Genomic DNA, 23,113 nt, shown 5'->3' on the forward strand with positions numbered 1-23,113 from the left:
GAATAAACCTAAGGAACGACCATGAAAAAGACACTGATTGCTATCGCCCTAACACTGACTACTGCAACAGCTTTTGCTGCTATGAACCATTCAACTAGTGACCATTCAAACATGGAACACTCAAGTATGGACCACTCGATGATGAAGAGTGGAGAAATGGATCATTCAAAGATGAATCACAGCATGATGAAGGGTGGGAAGATGGACCATTCAATGATGATGAACATGGACGGAATGATGGATATGGAAGGCATGTCTGAAGTGGGTATGCCAGCAACAGGCGCGAAACCCGATAAAGTGGTTCATGTTTTATTGAGTGATGACATGAAAATCACCTTTAAAAACAAGGTCGATATTGAGCCCAATGATGTAGTTCAGTTTGTGGTGATGAACACAGGCAAGATAGACCACGAATTCTCTATTGGTTCTGCCGCGGAGCAGTTAGAGCATCGTGAAATGATGAAGAAGATGGGCAACCACCACCATGATTCTGGCAGCACAGTGACGGTGAAACCGGGCAAAGCGAAGCAGATGCTTTGGCATTTCCATGGAGACAATCATGTAGAATTTGCCTGCAATATTCCAGGACACGCAGAAGCGGGCATGGCGAAGTCGATAACGCTTTAGGCATTATCTAATAGAGCTAGAAGTAGGTGCTAGACAAACACAAGAAAGCTAAAAGATAAGTCTTAGCTCATCCGTAGTTGAGACTTATCTTTCTTGGCGACTACTGTAATAGGATCGATGTTTCCAGTAGATGCTGAGCTTCACCACTTAAATGCGGCAACTCTGACATGATCTTCTTAAGCTTGTCGTCGATCGATTCCACTTCATTCAAAGAGCGAAACGCAAGCACGGCCTGCTCTGGTTCGCTGCTCACATAACCCTTCAACGTATTAAGCTGAATTTTGTTCGCATTTTCGACTTTTGACAGTGCGACATTGATTGCTTCGATGTTTATTGTTAACTCATTGTTTTTAAACATTTTTATTATTTTTTGGTTGTTTCTAATTGGCGCACATTAACACAACCATTTTTTCGGATATTGACCGAGATTATTAAATTGGAACAATTTCGAAAACGACTAAAAGTAGAACAGTGGCATTAGCTATAAAAATACGAAGCAATAGAGTGAGTTAACGGGTTTATCTAGAGACAATAAAATTGATGTTGAAACGTTTGATCTTTGGGAGAGTTTCGGCTGAATAAAGCCTAAGTAGGATTGGAGCGTGCAGCGGGAATCGAACCCGCATCATCAGCTTGGAAGGCTGAGGTAATAGCCATTATACGATGCACGCACACTGTCTTAAGAGTAAGACTGAGGCATCAAGAAGACTGGAGCGTGCAGCGGGAATCGAACCCGCATCATCAGCTTGGAAGGCTGAGGTAATAGCCATTATACGATGCACGCACATCGTCTTAACGAGTTTGATAATGCCACATCTAACTGAAAACGAAACCTTTTTCTTTCATTTTTATTCTAAGTGCTCGCATAACCACCACTCCGCTAGTTTTTCAATCATGTCTGGCGTTTAGAGAGTGAATAAAATGTGACTAAACTCTCGTTAATCCCAAGATTCAAACGGGTGCTGACTTGATAGTTTAAGAAAAGGGGAAAGGGATGAATTTATAAACTGATATCGGGTGTTATTTCCTCATCAACACAGGCAAAATCTATGGTTTAACGTGTTAACACAATCGAAATTTGAGCTGAATTTATAAGTGCGTTTATAACAATGTGGGTGCATAGATTTAACTTACGAACGATTCGTATCATTCATTAAACTAATCCCAAATGAGTAGAGTAATACACGCCTCTGTGCGTTCACAGAAAAAAGTAACGAATTTAGTTGATAATTCACGCAAAAGTCTCGTCATTCCGTCTGTCGTTTGGTACATTTGCCGCACATTTTGTCTCGCCTAAAATACCCATGCCTTCTCAGTTCAGAATTAACAAAATTGTTGAAATTGGTGACACTCTTCACCGCAGCGGTTGTGCTCCCTATAAGCTTGAAAAATACACACAGTTCTATGCAAAAAAGCATGGTGTCGATGTGATGATCCAAGCAACACCAACCGCGATTAACTATCAATTTCCAGATGATAACAACGCCGTTATTCTTAAGCGCCTAAAGCCTGCTTCAATTAATCTGAGTTTGTTGGCAAACACCATCATTCGTATTAACCAACCGAGCAGTGAGCCAGTACCAGAGCCTGTCGGCTACTCTAAGTTTGTGACTGCACTAGCTAACATGGGTATTCCACCTGCGTATTTGATGTTAGTCGGCAGTACGTTGGAAGCGGTTGGCTTTTCTGCGTTATTGGGTTTGATGGTTTGGGTATGTCAGCAAGTCCTGCATTCACGTCGCGCAATTGCGGTTGAATTTATCTCAGCATTATTGACGGGTATCTTTGTAGCGTTTTTGGCAAGTACAGGTTTGCCGATCCCGGTGTGGGCGTTGTGTATTGCGTCAATCGTCTTATTTGTCCCCGGATTATCTATAGCCAACGCATTAGAATGTTTGGCTTTCAATGATCTTGTCTCGGGTACCAGTTTGCTAGGGCAGAGTGCCTTAACGCTGATCAAGCTGTTTGTTGGGATTATCATGGGTCTCAATATTGGTGAAGCGATATGGGGACAAGCGGTCTCCATCGACTATACCAATGCGGTGCCAGTGTGGATGCACATATCTGGCTTGGTGTTGATCTCTGTGTCTATCGGCGTGATGTTCAATGCGCGCCCTAAAGACATCTTACTTGGTTTGCCAGTTGCAGTTTTGGGTATGTGGGGTCCGTTCTATCTAGGTTTTGACAGTGGTTGGGTTGTCGGTACTTGGGTAACAACAGTTCTTATTACTTTATACGGCACTTGGATTGCTAAAAAGATGGAGCTCACGGGGTCTATTTACATCGTGCAGGGTATTATCATCTTGGTTCCAGGTAGTCGCGTTCTAGTGAGTGCGAGTCAATCGGTGTTTGAACAATCTATCTTGCCGATCCCAAGTATCGGTTTATCGGCGCTGTTTATGTTCTCTGCGATTGTGGCAGGGCAAATCACCGCGTATTCGATCTACTCACCAAAAGTAGAGCGTTAATCTGATTAGATTCTAACTGGCGCTCAGGTAACTTCGTTTCTTCAACAAACACAGCTTAGCGGCTGTGTTTGTTCGTTTTAGAGCCGCTCTTTTCCTACTTTAAGTTTATCTTCAGACAATCTGGTAGATTTGTACTCGCTAAGCCTAGCAAGAGTCATTAAAATGGACGCAAATTCTATTTAAATGAAGTATTAACGTATGTCTTTACCTCCTTGTCCGCAATGCCAATCTGAATATGTCTACCCAGACCAAAACAACCTAATCTGTCCTGAGTGTGCCTATGAATGGAACCCAGAAGAAGAGCGTTTAGAAAGAGAAGCTGCACGTGTAAAGGACGTTAACGGCGCAGTGTTAGATACCGGTGATAAAGTTACCTTCATTAAAGATTTAAAAGTGAAAGGCAGCTCTAGCGTACTGAAAATCGGTACCAAAGCGGTGATTCGACGCATCAATGAAGGCAAAGATCACCAGCTAGATTGCAAGCTTGATGGTGGCGGTGAGATGCTGGTGACTGCAAAATACGTGAAAAAGCAGTAACCACTCTTTCGGACGATTGTCGTAAATGTTCAATGCTTTTGGGCCGTTATTGAGCATACTGACTAGCAAACAGAGTCAAACTCAAACGTTAGAGAATCAAGATGATCAGAGAATACAGCGCAGCCGACACCGAAACGGTCCTAAATATTTGGCTCACCGCCTCCATTAAGGCGCACAACTTCATGGCGCCTGAATTTTGGGAGTCACAAGTGGGCAATATGCGCGATATCTACCTTCCTGCGTCAAAAACCTATTTGTTCCAAGTTGACGGGGAAGTTTGCGGGTTTTATTCACTCTATGAAGGGTTATTAGCGGCGATCTTTGTCTGCCCTGAGCATCAAGGGAGTGGTATCGGGAAACAGCTCATGCAACATGCCAAGCTTGAATGCCCAAACTTGTCTTTGAATGTGTACAAAGAGAATCATGCGACCATTGAGTTCTACCTTTCTCAAGGCTTTACCATCGTCAGTGAACAAGCCGATGAGCACACAGGACACCAAGAGTACACCATGCATTTAGCCTAGCGTCGGGCTTAGTGAATAGTCAGACGAGCATTAGGCAGGAATAGAAGTTATATGGATATAGTTAAAGCCGACATGGCGCACTCGACTGCGTTCCACCATTATTTAAACGCTTGTATCGATGATGGACTGGAAATCTATATCGGTATTTCTGATGGCAGTGATAGTTACTTAGAAAGGCGAATAGCTTATTCAAAAGGTGAGTGTTTGCCTGAAGGGTGGACGCCAGCTTCTACTTACTTTTGTATTGATTCTGAGCAGATTCTTGGTGTGATTAGAGTTCGTCACGGTACCAGTGAATACATTCATGACGTTATCGGGCACATCGGCTATGAGACTTTGCCACAAGCAAGAGGACGAGGAGTCGCGAGTCATATGCTGTCTTGGGTTCAGCGTCACGTGCTTATAGAAAGCGCTATTATTACCTGTGACTGCGACAATGTTGCGTCGCAAAAAGTGATTGAGAAGTGCGGCGGCCAGTTCTTAAATACCTTTTATTCAGAGCAAGATCAGCAAGAGGTGTTGCGCTATCAGCTAGACCCAAAATGAACACTAAAGTATGGCACTTTCTTAAGTTCGCTTACTTTCCGTTAGCGAGATTTTATTAAATAGAAGCCACCATTGATGGTGGTTTCTTTGGTTATAGTTCATCGATTATTGTTGGAGATATTTTGAAGTATTCGACAAGACCTGCTCAGTCATCAGATTATGAATTTCTGTTCCAGCTAAAAAAGGCAGCTGAATTTGAGCCAATCAAATCTGTTTTTGGCTGGGATGAGCAAGTTCAACGAGATATACACGCCGAAGAGTGGGCAGAAGAAAGGCCTGAAATCATTGAATATCAGGGCAAAGCGATTGGCAGTGTGTTGCTGCAAGACAAAGGTGACCACTTCTACTTTTGCCGATTCTTTTTGCTGCCTGAATATCATGGCAAGGGTATCGGTAGCCAAATCCTCACCGATTACTTAGCTCACGCAGATAAGCTCAGGAAGCCCGTTGAGTTGTGTTATCTGCAAGGTAATCGAGTTGGAGAGCTCTACTTGAGGTTTGGTTTTGAAATCACCTCGCAAAACGACCAGTTTGTATATATGTGGTGTAAATAGACATTCATTCAAAATGATCACACCGTGTCTGTAACTTGATAGGCACCTGACACCCATCTAACGTAAAACCTTGTAAAGCTCCCTATGCTTGATGACTAAGCGATTACACTTAGAACAGATCGAGCGTAAGGGAGTGTGCAATGAATTATTACCCGACTTCAAAAATCGTGGGTGAACAAAGGTTTGGTTTTGGGCCTAGATTAGGTCAAACAGCCTATTATTCGCCTTTAGAACAGTTGGATAAAAAGCCATTTATTCATCAGTCCATTCAAGCTTTGCCCACAACCGAATCTATCCTTATAACCGTCGGTGAGAATCGTGAACAGCGAAAGAAAGCCAAGGGTGATGAGCAAAAGATGCAAGCAATGAAGAAAGAGGCACAGTCTTTTCTTCGTACTCACTACCGACAACAAGCTCAAGCTCGTCATCTGCAAAGCGTTGAAACGCCTTATGGTTTTCAAGAGCGCATCATTCAGTTTTGGAGTAACCACTTCGCCATCTCGGTCGATAATCGAAAATTGATGCCCTTGGCCGCCAGCATCGAAAACGATGTGATTCGCCAACATTGGAATGGCAACTTTGGAGATATGCTGATGGCTTCTTCAAAGCATCCAGCCATGCTTTTGTATCTAGATAATCAACTCTCGATTGGGCCCAATTCCAAAGTCGGTAAGCGCCGTGATAAGGGACTCAATGAAAACCTCGCTCGTGAAATTCTAGAGCTTCATACTCTCGGTGTAGATGGCTCCTATATTCAACAAGATGTGATTGCATTGGCGAAGGCGATTTCGGGGTGGGGTATTAAATTCCAATCCCCCAATGCCGGTTTTCGATTTGCTAATAATCTCCATGAGCCTGGTAGCATTACCTTACTTGGAAAATCCTACGACCAATTAGGTATCTCACAAGGGGAGTCGTGTTTAGGAGCCTTAGCTAACCACAAAGACACGGCCAAACATTTGGTTGATAAGCTTTGCCAGCATTTTATTGGTGACACGCCTAACGATCTTTCAGAACAGATGGTTGCTGCATACTTAAAGGGCAATGGTGATTTACTGCCTGTTTACCGATTGTTGCTGGGAAGCACAGAAGCAAACGAACCCAAACCCAATCGGTTCAGACCGCCGAAAGAGTGGCTATTTGCGGTACTTCGCAGTGTCGACATTCCTCTTAACGATAAGCAAGCGCTGAACACTCTCAACACACTAGGCCAACCACCCTTTAAACCGGGTTCACCTGCAGGATGGTCGGATCAAGACAGAGACTACAATAGCCCTTCGGCATTAACCCAGCGTATGCAAGTCGCTAATCGGCTAGCCTCAATCGCGATAAAGTCGGCTAAGGCCTCGGGTACAAAACCAAAGGTGGTAGTAGATGACGTGATCGCAGCTTTATATGGCGATGCGATTGATGAACATACTCAAATTGTATTGAGCAAAGCCGACAGCGCTGCAATGCAACTTTCCCTGTTGTGGTTAAGCCCACAGTTTCAATATCGTTAGGTGTGGGTATGAAAAAGATAAACGGTTCGCAGAGTAATAAGCCACACAATCACGGCCTACAAAGTATGAATCGTCGCCAGTTTATGGGCCTTGCCGCAGCTGTTGGTGTGAGTGCGATGTTGCCATTTCCAAGCTTTGCCAAAACACGTTCAGACAATATCTTTGTTTGGATATCACTGCGTGGCGCGATGGATGGGTTAAACGTTGTGGTACCTCATGCTGATCCTGATTATGCAGATCTAAGACCGAATATTGGCTTGAAGACTAAGCAACTACTTAAGCTAGATAGTTTCTTTGGGTTACACCCTTCGCTTAAAAGTTGTCATCAATGGTATGAAAATAAAGAAGTCAGCTTTGTTCATGCTTGTTCAACCGCTTATCGCGAGCGTTCTCATTTTGATGGGCAAAAGATATTAGAAAATGGCACTTCCGATCCTTTTAATACAGAAGGATGGCTTAACCGTTTGCTCACGCTGAGCTCAGAACAATACGATGGAATCGCGATTGATTCCGGCCTGCCGCTCATCATGCAGGGGGAATCTACCGTGGCAAGTTGGTATCCAAACCGCTTGAAAACACGCGACAAACAAACAGAGCTACTTGAAGAACTTTTTCAGAGTGACCAAATGCTGTCTGCTAATTTCGAAAGCGTCATGAAGATAGATGAGTTGGTGGGTGACCAAGGTGTTGGCAAACAATTTAAGTCATTGATGAGTAAAACGGGCGACATCTTATCTGCTGATAACGGGCCAAATATCGCAGCATTAGAATTAGGAGGTTGGGACACGCATGCCAATCAAGGCAGCGTTAACGGTAGGTTGAGTAACCAACTTAAAATTCTGGATGCAGGGTTAGCGGCACTTAAGGAATCGTTAGGCACACGCTGGAATAACACAATGATCATCGCCGCCAGTGAGTTTGGTCGAACAGCTAAGGAAAATGGCACAAAAGGCACCGATCATGGCACTGGCAACGTCATGTTGGTTGCTGGTGGTGCGATGGTTCACAAGGCTTCAAACATATCGAGTTCAGGCACATCTGGGGGACAAGTTATCGCAAACTGGCCGGGGTTAAGTCAAGAGAACCTGTATCAAGGGCGAGATCTCAAACCAACCACCGACATACGAGGTGTAATTAAAGGTGTGCTAGGCGAGCACCTATCTATTAATACGAAGCAGCTAAACACCATCTTCCCTGATAGTGAAAGGGTAAAGCCACTGGAAATCATCTAGTAGGGCGTTTCCCTTAACAATTAATGTAACTTGGGAGTAGATTTAATGTCGTTTAACCGAGAAATGATCTGCTCTTCAGTTTGCTTGATCCAGTCATAGCGTTTTGTGTACAAGCGGCGTTTAGTCTTTTTTAGTGCGTCGGTATCTTTACGAAGAGGCTTAATGGGCAAAGAAAACCAATGTTTATCGACCAAAGCTCCGCCATTTTCAGTCCACAAAGTGTCGTAATCAAAAGTTATAGCTCCACGTTTAGAACCGATATAGCGCATTGCTTGGTAGATATGACCTTTATTCGAAACAGCTAAAATCTCATCAACTTTCATATAATTAGCAAACATAATTGCGACTTCAACCATGAGTGACTTTGGTCTTAGTCCGTGCAATGAACGCGTCAGTTCTTTGATCTTCTCTTGGCTGTTGGCAATACGCTTGTTTGTACCTTGTAGACAGCCGATGTGCATGGTGCGGCGCCCATTATTACCGGAGATATTGAAGGTGACCGAGTAAATAGTCAGCCCAGTAATGGCCTCGACGAGTCGGATCCCTAGTGAGCCTTCACGAGACTCTCCCGAGAAAGTCTCAATTCTGAACTCATCCCCATTCCTGTCTGCGAAGGTTAGAAGTTCTATGTTAGAAAGATGCAAATGCACTGTATTTGAACCAAATGTTTGTTCTAAAAGTTCGAAGTGAGAATGCAGTAACGAAGCTCGTGCTTTAGGCTTGATGCCAACACAGATAAATGGTTTTAACGGCTTTTCAAAGATCTTGGGATTCTGCTCTAACAGGTTTGAAAGGTTGTTTTTCTCTTTAAGCTGACGCACCTTGTGAATGATCTTTGGGTTCATAATGCCCCATAGTGTAAAGCGCATATTTTTCTTGATTCGGGTTAAACCTTTGGTATTTGGGTGTACAGCATTTGAAAGCTCAACGATTTGACGAAAGTTTTGCACGTTTACCTCGACTTAGAAAACAAAAAAGCATCGTTGAAAATAAAGAACGACGCTCCATAAAATGATAAGTAGGTGTTAGTGAAAAAATCGTGAAACCTGATCAAGTTGGTTTCTTTCAACCAAGATAGTTAAACGCGATTAGGGAGAGTTTGTTTAGAGGGGAGATAAATAAGAGAACTGTTAGTCTTCTTATAAAATAATGCCAAGCATATCAATATTTTATTAATTGGGTTTTCGGTTTGATTTTTTAATGATAGGGTCGCCGAATAATTATATTGATAAGAATAAAGGCTTTATATGAATAAGTTTCTGAGTGTCGCGTTAGTTGCAGCTACGAGTATTTCAGGTTGTAAAAGTATTCCTACTTCGGCTACGGACACCTTGTCAGAACCGCAAGGTAACGGCGCATTAGCTATCGCGACCGATATATCAAAGCACGATTCAACTTACCCGTGTGTAACATTCTCGTTTGATATACAGGAAAAAGTAGATGGTAAATTGGTTGGTTCTGAACCACAAACCTTACGTGTATTTGTGTATGAAGATACAAAGTACGCACTGTTTGATGGTATTAAACCGGGAAATTATGTATTAACACAGTTTCGATGCAATATGCGTCGTGGTCTTGTTGCTAACGATGGAAGATCGTTTCTTAGTCTTGATCTAGAAACTGAGCATACCATTAAGGCTAATACAATAACGATGTCTTCAAACTTCATTCACGCGACTCAAGATGAAGATCGTTCCTTTGCTTTACACGTTGGTATTTGGCAACCGAATGATGCTGTGCATTTCCAGAATCTACTGACGAACGAAGTGAGTAACAAATGGGAAGTGAGTGACTTTGAAGGTTAGTTAAGTACGTCACTATGGCAGCTTCCATTACTGCCATAGTGACTGTGACTGAACGAGTTGTTTTAATGCTAGCGCTAAACCAAAGGATACCAATCCAACTCCGCACGCTTGATTGAGTCTTTTCTTGGCTTTCAACAAGTGTTTTTGCAGCGTCTTCGAAGTAAATAACATTGCGACTATCCCAAACCACAAGCCGTGAAGAATAATCATATAAAGCCCATAACCGAGTGCGACATGTTGGTTCGTAGCATCGGGTGAGATCACTTGGCTGAAGATACTCAAGAAGAACAACATGGTTTTAGGGTTGAGTACGTTACACAGAAAGCCTTGCGCCAAGTAGCGCCAAATACTGATGTTTTGCGTCGTTCCTTCCATAGGTGCGAGTTTACTGTCTGCGCTTAAGATGCCTTTTATGCCGAGGTAAATAAGGTAAGCGGCACCTGCGTATCGAATAATGTCGAAAAGCTGCTCATTCTGTGAGATTAAGTAACTAATACCTAGCATCGAATAACTGATGTGAACACAAATCGCTAGGCTGACCCCTAGTGCTGTCCAAATGCCAGCTTGTCTTCCTTGATTAACACTGTTCTTCAAAACCAAAACGAAATCAGCACCGGGGCTTATAACAATTAATAGTCCTAACACCGCTAAGCTTATCCACTCCATAAATACTCCAACTCTCTTATTTGACGAGCCGTCATTGTATGGTTTTTAATTGCTGCCTATAATCGAAATGAATTCCATTAATATGTGAGAAAAAATCACACATGAGGCACCTTAAAGCATTTCATGTTTTCCATATCGCAGCCCATTCTACGAGCTACAGTGAAGCGGCAGAAAAACTCAATATTACCCATGGTGCAGTGAGCAAACAGATCAAGGTCCTGGAAAATCACCTGTCTCAAACTTTGTTTTATAAGCAGGGTCGTAATGTGTGTTTGACCAAAGAGGGTGAGTTACTCAGAGAGTACACAGAGCAAGCGTTTCAGGCGTTGGATACCGGAGTCCAAAAGCTCAACCAACTCAACAACCATGCATTAGAGGTGTCGTGCGAGCCAACATTAACCATGCGTTGGTTGATGCCGCGTTTAGGTGATTTTTACGCCGAGTCGGGCATTGATGTTCGTTTGTCTACCGCTGGTGGGGCTGTGAATTTAGATGCGACTGGCCTCGATATGGCGATTCGCCGAGATGACTTTAAATTAACCGAGAGTTACAAACAGATACCGTTAGTTGAAGAGTGGGTAGGTCCTGTGTGTTCTCCGGATTATTGGCAACAGGTAAAAGATAACTTAGGTGATGTGAAATTACTGCACAGTAACACGCGACTAAATGCTTGGAGTTATTGGGGAGCTATCACTGAAGACACAGTTAATAGCGCAGAGTTGTTGAAAGCTCCTGCGAACCAAACATTTGCACACTTCTACTTTTGCTTTCAAGCGGCTGTCGATGGGTTAGGCATAGCGCTTGGGTCGTATCCACTTGTCGCCGACGATATCGAAAGAGGTAACTTGATCGCGCCGTTTGGATTTGTTCCTTCTGGCCATCAGTACATGTTGCTCACGCAAGATAGCAATCAGGACGAGTCAGGTAATTCATTTGTCACTTGGTTGAAGAGCGAGTTGGCGCAGTGTGTTCCAGTTATTAAAAACAAATAGACTCTTTACGTCAGAAGTTAATTCCCCCTTGTTGTGGAGTGCTTAGCAAGCGCATGAGGTGGAACACCGAACGCTTTCTTAAATGCATTGGTGAAGTTAGAAGGGTGCTGATAACCTGCTTCATAGGCTGCTTCGGTTATTGAAACTAAGCCTCGTTCTAAGTGCTGACGCGCGATATCTAAGCGTCGGTGTCGTATATAACCGTTGATCGTCAGGTTGTAAGACTGCTTAAATCGACGTTGTAAGTTGGAGATACTCATCGAGAATCGACCTGCGATGCTTTCAAGGCTGAGTGGCTTATCCAAGTTGATTTCAATGTAGCTGATGATGTCTTCTATCTTAGCGTCGAACCCTTTTTCAGCCGACACTTGGTTATCTTTTTGGTCAAGACCAACGTTCTTATCCGTGCCATTTGGACTAGCGTTAATGTCCTCAGAAGTGCACTCTTGGCAACATTGAATCGGCATCTGAGATAAGGTTTGAGCAAGTAACTGCTGGGTTAGCGTCTCTACGACAAGCTTGTCTTGAAAGTTGGTCGGTGTCGCTTGGCCAGTGAGTGTATTAGCGAGTTGAATGATGTCAGCGTTGAACTGCACATTGTAAGACGCCTTGTGTGAATCTAAGAGCGATTTACTTGAGCAGTGGTCACTTAAACGTGGTTTTACCCATTGTGGCTTAACCAAGATGTTGATCTTATTCATCTTATTATCTTGAATTAACGAGCGCCTGAAGTTGGCAGGTTTAGCTAAGTTGACTACCACGCCTTGCGGCCCATTACTGGCATCGAGATCGAACTCAAGATCATCGTAGCCAAAGGTGAGTTTTCCTTCGAGAAGAATGGTAATCAAGATCGCTGAGTGGGCTGTTGAGACGATGTTGCTGTCGACCAATTCAATACAGCGGCCGCCATGCACGAAAATTTGGTCATTGTATTGATAAGAAAGGAATTTACCTTCAGCGAGCGAGGTCTGCTTGGTTTGACCTTGTGTCACAATGATCTGCTTTTCAGTCTGTTCTAGCTTTTTGGTTAGAGCGACTTTTTTCGTTAACACTGGTTTATTCGCTAACACAGCTTTCTTGTTTAACTCGACTCTTCCAGTCATAGCCGTTTCGGCAAGTTTAGTTTGCTCTGACGCTACTTCACCCATTTGACCTTTCCTCATAACAGCTATGCGTTTTCGCATAAGCAAATCATCTGTGCATTTATAAACTACAACCCTATCATGTTTGCGAATTATTATCATTTACATCTAGGATTGAATTATGGAAAGCCCAGTCAGCTCAACAATCAAGCTTTCAACCCTCTGTATTGCCATAGCCAGCGCGTTTAGCAGCCCTGTTATGGCAGAAGAGAGCGCATCGCACTTTGATGAAGTCGTGGTGTGGGGAACGAAGGTATCTAGTAACACAGAATCTATCATTGCCGATGACATGTCACTCAAGCAAGCTGACCATATGTCGGACTTGCTGCGTGAGATTCCCGGTGTTGATGTTGGCGGAACGCACTCGGTCAACCAACGAATTACCATCCGTGGTTTAAGCGAAACTGATTTAGATATTCGACTCGATGGTGCTTCTCAGCACGCGAACATGTTCCACCATATTGGTAACCTCACTCTTAACCCAGACATCTTGAAATCGGCTGATATCCAAGTGGGCAACAACTCGGTTACGCAAAATGGGTTAGGCGGTTCCGTGCTGTTTGAAACCAAAGATGCAAAAGACCTACTTCGTTATGATGAGAGCTTTGGGGCTCGTGTTTATGGTGGTTATGCCACGAACGCAAGCCAGCAAGGTTCATTAACTGTGTATGGCTTATTGTCGGATAATGTCGATGCCATGCTCTACAGCCACTACATGAGCCGTGATGATTTTAAAGACGGTGATGGAAATGAAACCTTTGGTTCAGAAGGGGATGTATACAACATTCTCGGTAAGATTGGTTTTGAGCCGAGTGACTTACACCGATTTGAATTCTCTTATGATCTCTACCGTGATAGCGGTGACTACAGCCCGCGTTCAGACATGTCGGGTGGTGCGAATGAAGGCCTGTCTAACGATATCCTAATTCCCACGGATTATGATCGTGACACAATAACGGCTAGCTATGAGCTGCGTGGTGAAAGTCATAAGGGTAACGTTACTCTGTATAACACAGAGACTGAGATTCAGCGCGATGAAAGCGTTATGGCACCGCGTTGGCCATCGAATCGCTTGTCTAATAACACTGCGAAGAACCAAAACTTTGGCTTGAATGCTAAGTTCCAATCGGACTACCGCTTGATGTCGTTTGATAACATCGCGACCTATGGCTTTGACTACATGGACAAGTCATCAAGCGGCTATTATGGCAGCAGTAAGTTTATGGACGAGTCAGCAATTTCTACCGCACTTTTTGTTGAAGACCAGTTCTACTTTACTCAAGCCTTTTCTATCACCGCAGGTGTTCGCTTTGATGATTACCAGCGTAAAGCTGAGACAGGAAACGACGATTTTGACGACGTAACATGGTCGTTGGCAACACAATGGGATGTGGCTCAAGATTGGACCTTGTTTGCGAGTACGCGTTCATTGTTCAAAGGCCCAGAGTTGATGGAAACCTTTATTGCTTACCAAGATGTTGCTTACTTAGCGGACGACATCAAAGCTGAAACCGGGCAGAACACACAGGGTGGCGTGCGTTTCGATAAGCGAATAGATGATCACTTTGTTGGTGCTAACCTAACCGTGTTCCAAACCAATATTGATGATTACATTATTGAAGAGTACCAGGCCGCAAGCCAGAGTTACTTGATTTACAACTTGGGTGATGTTGAGATTAAAGGCTTCGAGGCAAGCTTGTCTTACGGCTACGAGATGTTTAACAGCAAACTGTCTTATGCGCGTTCAGATACTAAAAACAAAGACACAGGCGGCGCTGTCGCGGGTGGCAATGGCCGCAGTATTGATATGGGCGATAGCATCACGTTAACTCTGGATTACCAGTCTGAAGCGTTAGAAACGATCTTTGGGTGGAACTCGATGTTTGTTAAAGACGAAGACAATGTATTCGATGGTCAGCCAATTAAAGAAGGTTACGATGTTCATAATCTTTATGCCCAATGGGTGCCATCAAATGTTGACGGATTGTCTGTTACCTTTGGTGTCGATAACGTATTTGATGAGCAATACACCTCACATGCTTCTCGTTCAGGCACAGCAAGAGGCTTTACCTTGGATGACTATGAACCGGGCCGTAACTACAAGCTTTCTGCCGCGTATCAGTTCTAGGAAAGGTTTAAACTCATAGGTTTGGTTGGAGCGATAAACTCACGGTCGTAGGGATCCGGAAAGTTTATTGCTCGAAATTGAAGTTATCCGTTTAAGTCATTCGTCTTAGTGAAGAGAAAAGCGCCTCTCGAGCAAGGAATCGAGAGGCGCTTTAGTTTTAGATTGCCTGAACAGTTAATCAGGCTCCACAATGCTATTCAATTGGCAGAGACAAGACACCACCATTGAGTTCGACTTGGTTTAGCCATTCTGTTGGAATCGCTCCGTCGTCTTCATAGAAGCAAGCCGCTAATACCGCGCCAATTACAATCGCACGCCCGCAGCTATCGCCACCACATAAAATGTTGTCACGGATACCTTGTTTAAAACTCTGAGCGCCAGCAATGATGCGAATCAGTAGTGGGAACGCGGCACTCAATTCACAATGCAATCCGAACTTTTTCGCGGCATCTGTTATTGAAAGTTCCGGTTCAGCCAGTGCTTCATCGATTTGATCGTGTATAAACTTGCTGCAGGTTTGTCGTACCATTTCTACCGATTGGAGTGGAGAATTACCTTGTATCGCCGCTTGAATCAGCAGGGTGATGGCTTGTGCCCACTCTACCGCTTTATCATTATTATTAGTGACTCGAACCGCACTCTCGACCATAGCAGGTAAGGTGTGAGAGGTGTAGGTACATGCCACTAAAGGAATCAGTTTTGAAACCGCAGGTAATTGGGTGTCATCTGCGCCACAGGCTGTGATTGGAGCATTTGCTAGCTCTAGTTGATGTATGTTCAGCAAGCTCATACGAGTCGCTTTATCAATGTAACCTTGCCAACTACCACCAAAATCAAACCAGAAACGGAAGTGCTTAATGTAACTCGCTTCGTCGTAGTGTTGATTATCGACTAGGCTATCGACCATCGCCAATAACTGAGCACCGTATTGTGATTGGTCGCCAGCGGTTTTACCTTGGTGGGCGAAGTAGCCCTTGTCTTGATAATCGAACTGGTTTGGCGAGCGAAATTCTGGTTCAAACCCTGCCACGTGTAAGATCCTCTCTTGGTCATACAACCAATGCAGCCCCATGGAAGCGGCGTCTCCAACCAATGCGCCAACAACGGCGTAAAAAGCTCTTTCTTTATGATTGTCCATGCTGAGTGAAGTCCTTGAGAAGATCCAATGGAATTTGATACTTCAAGTATAGTGTCTAAATGATGGGTTTGCTGTGTTTCAGTAGAGAGTTTTTAAGCAATTAATCCTGATTGGTCAATGGGTTAAACCAATCAGGGTGAGTGGATGAATATTATGAATTAGGTGGCTATTTGGGCATCTACCAGACGCTTGAATACACGTCTAAATAAACAGTGACACTAGCGGTTAAGGTAAACACTCGATCGTTGTTCAATGACTTTGAAAATACGTGAAAGGGTGAAACATAACGCAAAGTAAACTGCGCCAACAATCAGCCAGATTTCGAAGATCAAACCGGAAGAGTTCGCCATTTCAGTACCAACAAATGTCATTTCTTGAATCGAAATCAGCGACACAATCGATGTATCTTTTACTAATGAAATTGCCTGACCCGCTAAAGGTGGTGTAATCGCGGTTAATACCTGTGGGCCGATAACATATCGATATTTAGAGAATGCAGACAGCCCTAGTGAGTCAGCCGCTTCCCATTGGCCTGTGGGAATGCTTTCTAAGCCAGCTCGGATAACCTCGGCGATATAAGCGGAAGAGAGCAGGCCAATACAGATAACGCCAGAGGCTAAGTTTTCCCAAAGGTTTGCAGGCCCGAATAGGAAATCTTGAACTGCGTTAATTTCGCCATTGTGTTCACGTAGAAGGGTTTCTAAACCAAGTAAAGGGATCAACTGGTTAGACACAAAGAAGTAAAAGATAAACACAAACACCAATGGTGGAATGTTTCGAACCAACTGGATGAAAAGCAGCGCCGGCGTTTTGAATAAAGCGATCTTAGAGTGTCTTGCTACCCCTAACAGTGTGCCGAAAGAGAGCGCTAACACCATGCTCCATAAGCTCAAACGCAATGTTGCGACCAAGCCTTGGAAGAAATAAGGAATACTGCCTTGAGAAGGTGGAATAAAGATTAACGTGAACGCGTCTTCCCATCGCCACTGATAATTAATACCGGCAGCAGAGCGATAATAAAGCCAACCTGCAAATACACAAATGATGGTAAACAACACTCCATCTAATAGATTGAGGCGTTGATACCAAGGCTTCGTGTGAAGGTTGGGCTTGGGCGTTGATAATGTGCTAGTACTACTCACGTCATTCCTGTTTAAACAATGATAATTAATATGCAGTGAGAGTGGGCTATGAGTTTATAGCTATCTCGGGTGTTTCTTAAAAGGCAGTACCAGCAAGGTACTGCCTTGATTGGTTCTTTAGCGTCTAATTGGCAGTCTATTACTGACCTTGAGCAATCTGATCTTGCCAATCTAGAGTAGAGAACCAGTACTCGTAACGCTCTTTTAACCAACCGTCTTCAGTACGTGCTTTGATCCACTCGTTGAAGAACTCAGTTTTGTCTGTTTCACCTAGGCGCACAGCAAATGCTTCGTTACCTTTAGAAAGGCGCTCTTTAAATGGGATGAATAGCGTGTCTGAGTTTTTGATCGCTTCGTGTTCTGGTTTAGGGCTAGAGGCGATAACCGCGTGTGCATTGCCGTTTAGCACTTCTTGGAACGCTTGAGCATCGTCATCGAACTGAAGTACTTTAGCTTTCGGGAAAGTTTCACGAGCCACTTGAACCGTGAATGCTCCGCGACGTGCTGCAATTTTCACACGGCGAGAATCGAAATCAGAGATTTGAGTAAAACCTTCAGCCAATTCTTTGTTTGCTGCTAGTTGAACACCAGAATGAGAGTAAGGTTCAGTAAACAACACACTCTTAGAGCGTGCTTCAGTGATCGACAAACCGCCGATGATTACGTCGAACTTGTTCGACAGTAGAGAAGGGATAATGCCATCCCATGCCGTCGGTACGAACTCAACTTTCCAGCCTGAATCTTCAGCGAGGCGTTTTGCCACATCGATTTCAAAGCCAACAAGATCACCTTGTTTGTTACGCATCGCCCAAGGTACAAAAGTCGACATACCAACACGCAGAGAGCCACGTTCGTTGATTTTATCTAGGTTAGGCGTTTCAGAAGCAAGTGCAGGCAAACTTACGGCAAGCGCAAGTAGAGCTGTAATTGCGGTTTTAAATAGCTTCATGCTGATAAATCCTTATTGTGTTCGCCAGTTAGCTCCGAGCTTATGCTCAAGCCAAGCTGCAACGGCAGAAAGTGAAAGTGTAAGTGCGAGATAAATGATCGCCACAGAGAACCAGATCTCAAATGGCATCGCGGTTTCAGAAACAATGTTTCTGGCTTCGGTTGTCAGGTCGAAAATTGCCATGACACTCACAATCGAAGAATTTTTGATAAGGGAGATAACCTCATTCGTCAAAGGCGGCAACGTGCGTTGAATCACCTGAGGAAGAATCACATCCCAATAAGTATAGGTCTTTGATAAGCCCAAAGATTGAGCCGCTTCAAATTGTCCTTTAGCAATGCCGTTTAAACCGGCTCGGAATATCTCGGCAGTGTATGCCCCTTGGAAAAGTGCCAAGGCTAAAACAGCCGTGCTAAAGCGATCCAACCCTAACACGGGGCCAAACACAAAATAGAGCAAATAGATTTGTACTAATAACGGCGTATTACGGATTAACTCAACATAGCTGGTGGCGAGGGTTCGCCCAACCACAGAATTGGAGTTGCGTAATAGGGCCGTGGTTAAACCAATAGCCAGCGTAGCGACCAAAGAAATCAGAGAGATATTGATGGTGACGAGTAGCCCTTCCATCAATTCTGCAGGCCACCATTCGCCATCTTCATAAAAGGCGATGTAGTCGGGCACGCGTTCCCACTGCCAGCTGTATCCCATGGCTTGTGCGCCAGAATCGAGGATCCAGACAACCGCAGCCGCGAGCACAACAATTTGTACCAAGGCAGATAGAGCAGGTTTTACAATTTTAAGTAGCATCAGTAAGTCAGAATCTGATTTAGGAACGCTTGAGTACGCTCGTGTTGAGGATTCTCGAACAGGCATTGTGGTGTATTGGATTCCACGATTTGTCCTTCGTCCATAAATATGACACGGTCGGCAACACGTTTCGCAAAGCCCATTTCGTGTGTCACACACACCATGGTAATCCCTTCACTCGCAAGCTCAACCATCACATCAAGCACCTCATTGATCATTTCCGGATCAAGAGCAGATGTTGGTTCATCAAACAACAGTAGTTCAGGTTTCATACAAAGAGAACGAGCAATCGCAACACGTTGTTGTTGGCCACCAGAAAGTTGAGCTGGGTACTTATTCGCTTGCTCTGCAATGTGCACACATTCGAGATAGTGCATCGCCGTTTTCTCTGCTTCTTCTTTGCTTTTCTTGAGCGTACGAATTGGGGACAGAGTCAGGTTTTCAAGCACAGTAAGGTGGGGGAACAAGTGGAAGTGCTGAAACACCATTCCGACTTGACCTGGCGTGTTGAATTTGCACGGAAGCGCTTGTTCTAGCACGGAAAGCTCGCCACTTTCGAAGGGTTCTAGCTGATTGATACAGCGGATCAAGGTTGATTTACCTGAACCAGACGGTCCGCAAATCACCACTATTTCTCCCTGTTCAATATTTAAATCGATATCCTTTAGGGCATGAAAATCACCATACCACTTGTTAAGTGACTTAAACTTAACCATTTCCTTGAGATTGTTCAAATCGTTGTTCATACCTAGTAAAGAGACAGGTTTACCTTAACAATATAGAAATATGATTGCACATAAAATTAGGGACTTATGAGAATTTAATAGCATCTTGTAGGGCAAATAAAAAGCAGCGCCCAATATGGACGCTGCTTTTGATATACGTAGGGCCAAAGTATTTGGTTCAGTGTGATGTCATAAATCTTGTTTACGGCACTTCACTTGTTCAAATTGTCTTTGTAATTCTACTTTGTTCGGCCTTCTTTAAGCTTTAACGAGCTTAGTGAATCGCAGACTCTAGAATCTCACGTGTTTTCTCTGGCGTTATTGCTTGGTTCTCACCAAGTTGCAGGTAACCGTGTGATTCAAGCTGAGCAACAACGTTGTCGATTGCTGCCGCTTTAGTTGCTTCGTAGCCGTCGAACATAGTTGCAACGTCTAGGCTGTTGTAGAACGCTTCGATTGCATCGATAGTGCGCTCTGCCAAGTCAGTACCCGCTTCTAGGCCAAACACGTTACGCCCCATTTGCTCTAGCTTGCCACGCTTCGCTTCGATTTGGTTGCGAAGTAGTGAAGGTTGAACAATCGCAAGAGAACGCGCGTGGTCTACGTGCCATAGTGCTGTGAACTCGTGGCCAATCATGTGTGTTGCCCAATCTTGAGGAACACCCGTACCAATCAGGCCGTTAAGTGCTTGGTTTGCTGTCCACATTAGGTTTGCACGCCATGCGTCGTTGTCACGCTCGTCGTATTGTTTACCTAGCACAAGTAGGTTTTTCAGCAGTGTTTCTGCGTAACCGTCTTGAACCATCGCGTCTGTTGGCATTGTGATGTATTGCTCACATACGTGTACCCAAGCATCAACCAGACCATTCACTAATTGGCGCTCTGGTAGAGACTTCATTACATCTGGGTCCATTACCGCAAACTTAGGCTGTACCGCAGGGTTCATGAATGCCAGCTTCTCTTGAGTCGCCTTACGCGTGATTACTGCACCCATGTTAGATTCAGAGCCTGTAGCAGGAAGCGTTAATACTGCGCCGATTGGCGTTGCTTCTGTTACTTGGTGTTTGCCCGCTAGGATGTCCCAACCGTCACCGTCGTATTTAGCCGCTGCAGCCACATACTTAGAACCATCGATTACCGAACCACCGCCAACAGCGATAATGAATTCTACGTTTTCTTCTTTAACAAGAGCGACGGCTTTGTCTAGCGTCTCTTTCGTTGGGTTGGCTTCAACACCAGAAAACTCAATCCAAGCATGATCTTTAAGAGATGCGACTACTTGGTCGTAAACACCATTGCTTTTGATTGAACCGCCACCGTAGATGACAAGTACTTTCTTTGAAGTATCAACCGCTTGGCTGATAGCGTTAATTTGGCCTTGGCCGAAGTGAATTACTGTAGGGTTAACATAAGTAAATTGCATTGTAGGTTCCTTGTGTAAAGCTAGATTTTTTATTCTGATGTGTTGCTCAATTTCTATATTTGCATATTAGTACAGGAATTTAGGGTGGTGAAGGCCAGTTCCTCCAAATTAATTGCCTATTTCTACAAACTTGTTATTCTTTTTGGGCTTTTGTGCAAATACACTCTGCACCTTGAATGGAATATCACCAGTTATGAATACACTCGCTCAGTTAATGCAGTCTTACGTTGAATACAAAGGTTGGGATGATCTCGAAGGGATCAGAGAAACTGAGATCGAGGGAGTCTGGTTTTACCGAAGCAGTGGTGGTAACCAGCGCCAACCTTTTACCTATCAGTCTGGCATCATCATGCTCGGGCAGGGTAAAAAGAACATTTATATCGGTGAAAGGCCCGTTACTTACGCCGCGGGCGATTACCTCGTTGTTGGTGTGCCAATGCCATTAGAGTGCGAAGCCTTACCCGTCGATGGAGAACCCTTGCTTGGTTTGTCTATTAACATTGATTCTCAGCGTTTACACAGCTTGGTGAAAAAGCTCGAAGACCAAGGCTTTCTCGAAAGCTACTGCAACAAACATAAGCAGAACTCGAGTGGTTTAGAGTCGACCCCTATGGAAGATAGGATGCTAGAAAGCTTTACTCGACTTATCAAGACGCTGCATTGTGATATCGAAGCCAACATATTGGGCGACGCGCTTGTTAGCGAAATTGTTTATCGTGCGCTAACCGGTTCAGAAGGGCGTGTGTTATTCGATCTTGCCCATCACGACGGCCATTACGCACGTGTTGCCAAAGCACTGTCTAAAGTACATGAAGAGTATGACCAAACCATTACCGTTCAATCGCTAGCCGATGAAGCGAACATGAGTGTGTCTGCTTTCCATAATGCTTTTCGTAACGTCACCTTTGAATCGCCACTTCAATACTTGAAAAAGGTCAGGCTCAACAAAGCCAAAGAGTTGATCCAGTTAGAAGGCCTACGAATCAACGATGCTGCACGCCGAGTCGGCTATTCCAGCCCATCTCAATTCAGCCGAGAATTTAAGCGCCACTTTAATACCACCCCTAGAGCTGTTTAGCCTTTACTCAACATCTATGTTCCGAAACGTGCGGTATTTCATGATATACGATATCACACGTATTTTTCGGTTGATCGAGAAGTATTTATTTTATAAATACTTGTTCGTATACAAATCATAGTCATTTGAAGAACACCTAAATTACATACTTTTTCTAGGAGGTAGTTTGCTCGATTTATTGAAGAAAGTAGCGCTAATTAATTTAACAGCAGCGTTGATTGTTTTAGCGCTTTCTCAGTTTTTTCCTTTCTTTGCCACGACAAGGCTCGTCGACTTCTTGTTTTTTGTGGTCATTGTTATTTGGGTTCTAGCAAAGTTAATGTGGGAGGGTGGTGTTCATAGTAAAACGACACGCCTTGATGACCCAATTACAGATAAAGTCTACAAAATGGTCGAAGGGCATGACTTTGATAAAGACCAACAAGAACACTACCGAATGAATTACCAGACAGGCTTAGTGTTGTTCATCGCTGGTTTACCTGCTTTCATTGCTTGCTTTGTTCTGCAATTCCTTTGAATTGAAGGTTCACCAGACACAATGGCGTCTATGGCTAGTCTTGGCGCCATCTTAATTTCAGAAAACAGCACTTCTTAGTATCACAACCAACTTTCTCACGCAGTTATCCTAAACATGTCGCTTGTTTAATTATATGAGTAAATGTATCTAACCATGGGCTTTGTCCGATTGTTGGCATTTGATTATCGAACATATTATTAACTTACTCGTATAAAATAGCCTCTTTAAAATAATTAGTTAAATAGCTTAAGAGTTCATTCATAATTTTTTATTAGTAGTTCAGTGGTCCTGATAATAAGGCTGTTTTATTGTGAACAACCTATCAAACTGCATCTAAATTTCGTAAATTACTTATCACACTACTTGAGAGAGTATTCAGGATTATTGAATAGTTTAAAAATTAAAGAGAATTTAACAGTTGATAAAGCCAAATATGACGGATATTTAGTCGTGTGATGACTAATTATTCTGTAACTTGCTGAGTTATAGTTACCTTAGAGTCTGACGGGTATCACATTTACCCTAAAATAATTCACTTAACATGGCGCTACTTTAATCATTCTTTCCAATACGATTGTTCAACATAAACACGTATTCCTATAATATTA

Annotated in this window: 23 protein-coding genes and 2 tRNA genes; 13 read left to right on the plus strand and 12 right to left on the minus strand. The window is 43.7% G+C overall.

Annotated features, from left to right (window positions below; genetic code table 11):
* The first annotated feature begins 21 nt into the window (after positions 1–21).
* A complete protein-coding gene (locus tag ITG10_RS21605; protein WP_017630408.1) occupies positions 22–627 on the plus strand; it encodes a cupredoxin family protein in 606 nt (201 codons plus the stop codon).
* Between the two features lie 100 nt (positions 628–727).
* Here the strand turns inward: ITG10_RS21605 and ITG10_RS21610 are convergent, their stop codons facing one another.
* From ITG10_RS21610 to ITG10_RS21620, 3 genes are all read right to left on the minus strand, one after another.
* Positions 728–985, minus strand: a complete 258-nt coding sequence (locus ITG10_RS21610; protein ID WP_017630407.1) for a hypothetical protein — start codon at positions 983–985, stop codon at positions 728–730.
* 238 nt (positions 986–1,223) lie between these two features.
* Positions 1,224–1,298: transfer RNA gene (locus tag ITG10_RS21615), tRNA-Gly, on the minus strand.
* 38 nt (positions 1,299–1,336) lie between these two features.
* Positions 1,337–1,411: transfer RNA gene (locus tag ITG10_RS21620), tRNA-Gly, on the minus strand.
* A gap of 520 nt (positions 1,412–1,931) precedes the next feature.
* On the opposite strand from ITG10_RS21620, the gene ITG10_RS21625 reads away from it, so the two are divergent.
* From ITG10_RS21625 to ITG10_RS21655, 7 genes are all read left to right on the plus strand, one after another.
* Positions 1,932–3,095 carry a threonine/serine exporter family protein gene (locus ITG10_RS21625; RefSeq protein WP_076654024.1) on the plus strand — a complete coding sequence of 388 codons (1,164 nt, stop codon included), beginning with the start codon at positions 1,932–1,934 and terminating at the stop codon, positions 3,093–3,095.
* A gap of 198 nt (positions 3,096–3,293) precedes the next feature.
* Positions 3,294–3,632 (plus strand): zinc ribbon domain-containing protein YjdM, encoded by a 339-nt coding sequence (locus ITG10_RS21630; protein ID WP_132745611.1) that lies wholly within the window; start codon positions 3,294–3,296, stop codon positions 3,630–3,632.
* Positions 3,633–3,733: 101 nt separating this feature from the next.
* On the plus strand, positions 3,734–4,156 hold the full coding sequence (locus ITG10_RS21635; protein ID WP_017631262.1) for an N-acetyltransferase: 423 nt from the start codon (positions 3,734–3,736) through the stop codon (positions 4,154–4,156).
* Positions 4,157–4,207: 51 nt separating this feature from the next.
* On the plus strand, positions 4,208–4,702 hold the full coding sequence (locus tag ITG10_RS21640; RefSeq protein WP_017631261.1) for a GNAT family N-acetyltransferase: 495 nt from the start codon (positions 4,208–4,210) through the stop codon (positions 4,700–4,702).
* Between the two features lie 122 nt (positions 4,703–4,824).
* Complete coding sequence (locus ITG10_RS21645; protein WP_248387152.1) at positions 4,825–5,256, plus strand: GNAT family N-acetyltransferase; 432 nt, start codon at positions 4,825–4,827, stop codon at positions 5,254–5,256.
* A 140-nt stretch (positions 5,257–5,396) separates the two neighbouring features.
* A complete protein-coding gene (locus ITG10_RS21650; protein WP_017631259.1) occupies positions 5,397–6,758 on the plus strand; it encodes a DUF1800 domain-containing protein in 1,362 nt (453 codons plus the stop codon).
* An 8-nt stretch (positions 6,759–6,766) separates the two neighbouring features.
* Positions 6,767–7,990, plus strand: a complete 1,224-nt coding sequence (locus ITG10_RS21655) for a DUF1501 domain-containing protein (RefSeq protein ID WP_017631258.1) — start codon at positions 6,767–6,769, stop codon at positions 7,988–7,990.
* A gap of 20 nt (positions 7,991–8,010) precedes the next feature.
* On the opposite strand, the gene ITG10_RS21660 is transcribed toward ITG10_RS21655, so the two are convergent.
* Positions 8,011–8,940, minus strand: coding sequence for a VirK/YbjX family protein (locus ITG10_RS21660; RefSeq protein WP_017631257.1), 930 nt, complete (start codon positions 8,938–8,940; stop codon positions 8,011–8,013).
* 297 nt (positions 8,941–9,237) lie between these two features.
* On the opposite strand from ITG10_RS21660, the gene ITG10_RS21665 reads away from it, so the two are divergent.
* Complete coding sequence (locus tag ITG10_RS21665) at positions 9,238–9,795, plus strand: hypothetical protein (protein WP_017631256.1); 558 nt, start codon at positions 9,238–9,240, stop codon at positions 9,793–9,795.
* Positions 9,796–9,822: 27 nt separating this feature from the next.
* Here ITG10_RS21665 and ITG10_RS21670 read toward each other — a convergent pair whose 3' ends face one another.
* Complete coding sequence (locus ITG10_RS21670; RefSeq protein ID WP_017631255.1) at positions 9,823–10,461, minus strand: LysE family translocator; 639 nt, start codon at positions 10,459–10,461, stop codon at positions 9,823–9,825.
* Between the two features lie 101 nt (positions 10,462–10,562).
* Here ITG10_RS21670 and ITG10_RS21675 point away from each other — a divergent pair, with 101 nt between their 5' ends.
* On the plus strand, positions 10,563–11,453 hold the full coding sequence (locus ITG10_RS21675; RefSeq protein ID WP_017631254.1) for a LysR substrate-binding domain-containing protein: 891 nt from the start codon (positions 10,563–10,565) through the stop codon (positions 11,451–11,453).
* A gap of 17 nt (positions 11,454–11,470) precedes the next feature.
* On the opposite strand, the gene ITG10_RS21680 is transcribed toward ITG10_RS21675, so the two are convergent.
* Complete coding sequence (locus ITG10_RS21680; protein WP_026084287.1) at positions 11,471–12,697, minus strand: AraC family transcriptional regulator; 1,227 nt, start codon at positions 12,695–12,697, stop codon at positions 11,471–11,473.
* Between the two features lie 19 nt (positions 12,698–12,716).
* On the opposite strand from ITG10_RS21680, the gene ITG10_RS21685 reads away from it, so the two are divergent.
* On the plus strand, positions 12,717–14,723 hold the full coding sequence (locus tag ITG10_RS21685) for a TonB-dependent siderophore receptor (RefSeq protein WP_017631252.1): 2,007 nt from the start codon (positions 12,717–12,719) through the stop codon (positions 14,721–14,723).
* Positions 14,724–14,916: 193 nt separating this feature from the next.
* Here ITG10_RS21685 and ITG10_RS21690 read toward each other — a convergent pair whose 3' ends face one another.
* The 6 genes from ITG10_RS21690 to ITG10_RS21715 form a co-directional block, all read right to left on the minus strand.
* Positions 14,917–15,861, minus strand: coding sequence for an ADP-ribosylglycohydrolase family protein (locus ITG10_RS21690; protein ID WP_017631251.1), 945 nt, complete (start codon positions 15,859–15,861; stop codon positions 14,917–14,919).
* Between the two features lie 218 nt (positions 15,862–16,079).
* Positions 16,080–17,003, minus strand: a complete 924-nt coding sequence (locus tag ITG10_RS21695; RefSeq protein WP_248387153.1) for an amino acid ABC transporter permease — start codon at positions 17,001–17,003, stop codon at positions 16,080–16,082.
* 139 nt (positions 17,004–17,142) lie between these two features.
* Entirely contained in the window at positions 17,143–17,952 is an 810-nt protein-coding gene (locus ITG10_RS21700) for a transporter substrate-binding domain-containing protein (RefSeq protein ID WP_017631250.1), read from the minus strand.
* A 12-nt stretch (positions 17,953–17,964) separates the two neighbouring features.
* On the minus strand, positions 17,965–18,762 hold the full coding sequence (locus tag ITG10_RS21705; RefSeq protein WP_017631249.1) for an amino acid ABC transporter permease: 798 nt from the start codon (positions 18,760–18,762) through the stop codon (positions 17,965–17,967).
* A complete protein-coding gene (locus ITG10_RS21710) occupies positions 18,762–19,508 on the minus strand; it encodes an amino acid ABC transporter ATP-binding protein (RefSeq protein ID WP_017631248.1) in 747 nt (248 codons plus the stop codon). The genes ITG10_RS21705 and ITG10_RS21710 overlap by 1 nt, the downstream gene beginning before the upstream one ends.
* A 253-nt stretch (positions 19,509–19,761) precedes the next feature.
* A complete protein-coding gene (locus ITG10_RS21715; protein ID WP_017631247.1) occupies positions 19,762–20,910 on the minus strand; it encodes an iron-containing alcohol dehydrogenase in 1,149 nt (382 codons plus the stop codon).
* 193 nt (positions 20,911–21,103) lie between these two features.
* Between ITG10_RS21715 and ITG10_RS21720 the strand changes: the two genes are divergently transcribed.
* Together ITG10_RS21720 and ITG10_RS21725 are read left to right on the plus strand one after the other, a co-directional pair.
* Positions 21,104–21,988 carry an AraC family transcriptional regulator gene (locus ITG10_RS21720; RefSeq protein ID WP_017631246.1) on the plus strand — a complete coding sequence of 295 codons (885 nt, stop codon included), beginning with the start codon at positions 21,104–21,106 and terminating at the stop codon, positions 21,986–21,988.
* Positions 21,989–22,154: 166 nt separating this feature from the next.
* Positions 22,155–22,505, plus strand: coding sequence for a hypothetical protein (locus ITG10_RS21725; protein WP_176679549.1), 351 nt, complete (start codon positions 22,155–22,157; stop codon positions 22,503–22,505).
* The last annotated feature ends 608 nt before the right edge of the window (positions 22,506–23,113 follow it).

This window comes from Vibrio sp. ED004 (genome assembly GCF_023206395.1).
Lineage (GTDB): Bacteria > Pseudomonadota > Gammaproteobacteria > Enterobacterales > Vibrionaceae > Vibrio.

Excerpts from the sequence above, each read along its gene's own strand:
- ITG10_RS21605 (WP_017630408.1), top strand. The coding sequence starts at position 22 with ATGAAAAAGACACTGATTGCTATCGCCCTAACACTGACTACTGCAACA.
- ITG10_RS21610 (WP_017630407.1), bottom strand. The coding sequence starts at position 985 with ATGTTTAAAAACAATGAGTTAACAATAAACATCGAAGCAATCAATGTC.
- ITG10_RS21625 (WP_076654024.1), top strand. The coding sequence starts at position 1,932 with ATGCCTTCTCAGTTCAGAATTAACAAAATTGTTGAAATTGGTGACACT.
- ITG10_RS21630 (WP_132745611.1), top strand. The coding sequence starts at position 3,294 with ATGTCTTTACCTCCTTGTCCGCAATGCCAATCTGAATATGTCTACCCA.
- ITG10_RS21635 (WP_017631262.1), top strand. The coding sequence starts at position 3,734 with ATGATCAGAGAATACAGCGCAGCCGACACCGAAACGGTCCTAAATATT.
- ITG10_RS21640 (WP_017631261.1), top strand. The coding sequence starts at position 4,208 with ATGGATATAGTTAAAGCCGACATGGCGCACTCGACTGCGTTCCACCAT.
- ITG10_RS21650 (WP_017631259.1), top strand. The coding sequence starts at position 5,397 with ATGAATTATTACCCGACTTCAAAAATCGTGGGTGAACAAAGGTTTGGT.
- ITG10_RS21655 (WP_017631258.1), top strand. The coding sequence starts at position 6,767 with ATGAAAAAGATAAACGGTTCGCAGAGTAATAAGCCACACAATCACGGC.
- ITG10_RS21665 (WP_017631256.1), top strand. The coding sequence starts at position 9,238 with ATGAATAAGTTTCTGAGTGTCGCGTTAGTTGCAGCTACGAGTATTTCA.
- ITG10_RS21670 (WP_017631255.1), bottom strand. The coding sequence starts at position 10,461 with ATGGAGTGGATAAGCTTAGCGGTGTTAGGACTATTAATTGTTATAAGC.
- ITG10_RS21675 (WP_017631254.1), top strand. The coding sequence starts at position 10,563 with ATGAGGCACCTTAAAGCATTTCATGTTTTCCATATCGCAGCCCATTCT.
- ITG10_RS21680 (WP_026084287.1), bottom strand. The coding sequence starts at position 12,697 with ATGATAATAATTCGCAAACATGATAGGGTTGTAGTTTATAAATGCACA.
- ITG10_RS21685 (WP_017631252.1), top strand. The coding sequence starts at position 12,717 with ATGGAAAGCCCAGTCAGCTCAACAATCAAGCTTTCAACCCTCTGTATT.
- ITG10_RS21690 (WP_017631251.1), bottom strand. The coding sequence starts at position 15,861 with ATGGACAATCATAAAGAAAGAGCTTTTTACGCCGTTGTTGGCGCATTG.
- ITG10_RS21700 (WP_017631250.1), bottom strand. The coding sequence starts at position 17,952 with ATGAAGCTATTTAAAACCGCAATTACAGCTCTACTTGCGCTTGCCGTA.
- ITG10_RS21705 (WP_017631249.1), bottom strand. The coding sequence starts at position 18,762 with ATGCTACTTAAAATTGTAAAACCTGCTCTATCTGCCTTGGTACAAATT.
- ITG10_RS21710 (WP_017631248.1), bottom strand. The coding sequence starts at position 19,508 with ATGAACAACGATTTGAACAATCTCAAGGAAATGGTTAAGTTTAAGTCA.
- ITG10_RS21715 (WP_017631247.1), bottom strand. The coding sequence starts at position 20,910 with ATGCAATTTACTTATGTTAACCCTACAGTAATTCACTTCGGCCAAGGC.
- ITG10_RS21720 (WP_017631246.1), top strand. The coding sequence starts at position 21,104 with ATGAATACACTCGCTCAGTTAATGCAGTCTTACGTTGAATACAAAGGT.